Source organism: Psychrobacter sp. AOP3-A1-26 (assembly GCF_052378235.1).
Classification (GTDB): domain Bacteria; phylum Pseudomonadota; class Gammaproteobacteria; order Pseudomonadales; family Moraxellaceae; genus Psychrobacter.
The window spans coordinates 1-1,883 of sequence record NZ_JBQSXN010000166.1 but is presented as its reverse complement, the minus strand read 5'-3'; the positions used below and the strand labels follow the sequence as shown (position 1 = coordinate 1,883).

Here is a 1,883-nt window from a genome sequence, read left to right as displayed (position 1 = left end):
AAATAAAGTGTTTAGGATAAAGGTATGAGCCAACAAACAAATAAACAAGCCATGAATAATACGAATAAAGAAGCCATTAAAATCGGTGTCATCGGTGCCGGCGGTCGTATGGGTCGTATGCTTATCGAAGCGGTACAAGACAACCCCCAAACGACTCTAAATGCTGCGATTGAGCGCCAAGGCTCAAGCCTCGTTGGGGCTGATGCTGGGGAAGTGGCAGCGATAGGTTGTTTAGAGGTGCAGATAGTGGATGACCTACAATCCGTCATTAACGACATCGATGTGTTAATTGACTTTAGCTTGCCAGATGCTACTGAACAAAACATGCAAGTTTGTGCCGAGCATGACGTCGCGATGGTGATTGGAACGACGGGCTTCAATGAACAGCAAGAAAGAGTACTGCATGATGCGAGTAAAAAAATCGCTATCGTCTATGCCGGTAACTATTCAACAGGCGTTAACCTGTCTCTAAAATTGTTAGAAACGGCAGCCAAAGCTTTTGGTACTGATGCCGATGTAGAAGTGATCGAGGCACACCATAAACACAAAATCGATGCACCATCGGGTACGGCGTTTATGATGGCAGAAGCAGTGGCAAATGCGCGTGGGCAAAACCTCAAAGACGTCGCCGTTTATGGGCGCGAAGGACAAACAGGCGAGCGCGAATCAGGTACCATCGGCATTCATGCGATTCGTGGTGGTGAGATTGTCGGCGATCATACCGTGATGTTTATCGCTGATGGCGAAGTGGTTGAGATTACCCATCGCGCGCGGGCACGGATGACCTTTGCTGCGGGCGCTGTGCGTGCCACCACTTGGGTAGTACAGCAAAAAGCAGGGCAATATAATATGCAAGATGTATTGGGATTAAATGAGTAAATAAATGAGTGAATAAGCCAAGTGTTATGGTGTGATGATTATTGACTATCATAAGAGGTATAGCGTGAAACAACAGCGATATAGCAAAAAATTGAGCGTTATTAATGTATATAATCGCGCTCGCCATCGGCGGCCAACAAAACTAAAACGGCTACTTGGTTCAGCGCCCTTGGTCATCATATCGTCATTAGCGCTGGCCCCGATGGTCGCCCAAGCCGCCACTTATCAAACTTACGTCATCGACACTTATGGCGGGGATGCATTATTACCCACTGTTCGTCAGCAGCTAAATAACAGCCAAGATGGAGGAAGCGTTGCCACTTATCAAGATAAATTGGTTTTGCAAACCACAGAGGCCAATTATCAGGCAGTGCGGCAATTACTCACACAAATTGATACTCAGCCCCAAGCAGTAACGGTCGCGGTTCGTGTGGGAAATACTGACAATCGCCAAAGCAATATTCAGCAAGGGCGGGTGATTATTAGTAATCGAGGTATTCAAGGTACAGGTGTCATTAATCAGCGTAATAGCCAGCAGCAGAATAGCAGTCTGTATCAAGTGCAAACGCTGTCTGGCAGTGCGGCCAGCATCAGTACGGGCACACTTTATTCGTTAACTCAGAATTACGCTGCCAATACTTATCCAAGCAATCATCGCCCAGTAGGGCAGATTATTATTCAGCAACAAGTACTATTGCCAACGACTCAGGGTGTGGCAGTCACACCAAGGCTGCTACCGAATGGGCAAGTCGAAGTTAAACTCTCGCAAGTAGAAGAAAAATTAACGCGTTCTAACTCATCACATAATCAAAACCCTGCTATCAAAAGCCAAAAACTTAATAGCACCATTATCGTACCACGCGGACAGTGGGTAACGATCGGACAAATCTCTCAAAATAGCCAACACCAAGATTCAAGTTATGCTGGTAATCATCAAATCAATAGTAGTAATGACGCGCCCATTCAGCTGTTGGTTCAATAGCTGTTTATTCTTTATTTAAAAA

The 1,883-nt window shown here is 45.7% G+C and carries 2 protein-coding genes; both read left to right on the top strand.

The genetic code is table 11. From position 1 onward, the window contains the following. Positions 1-24 precede the first annotated feature (24 nt). Positions 25-879 (top strand): 4-hydroxy-tetrahydrodipicolinate reductase, encoded by an 855-nt coding sequence (dapB, locus tag ACT3TU_RS14080; protein WP_192523703.1) that lies wholly within the window; start codon positions 25-27, stop codon positions 877-879. A gap of 64 nt (positions 880-943) precedes the next feature. Beyond that, the gene (locus ACT3TU_RS14075) at positions 944-1,861 is read left to right on the top strand and encodes a hypothetical protein (RefSeq protein WP_318779299.1); all 918 of its coding nucleotides are present in this window, start codon (positions 944-946) and stop codon (positions 1,859-1,861) included. Positions 1,862-1,883 lie beyond the last annotated feature (22 nt).

Coding starts and splice junctions, on each gene's coding strand:
- dapB (WP_192523703.1), top strand. CDS start 25: ATGAGCCAACAAACAAATAAACAAGCCATGAATAATACGAATAAAGAA.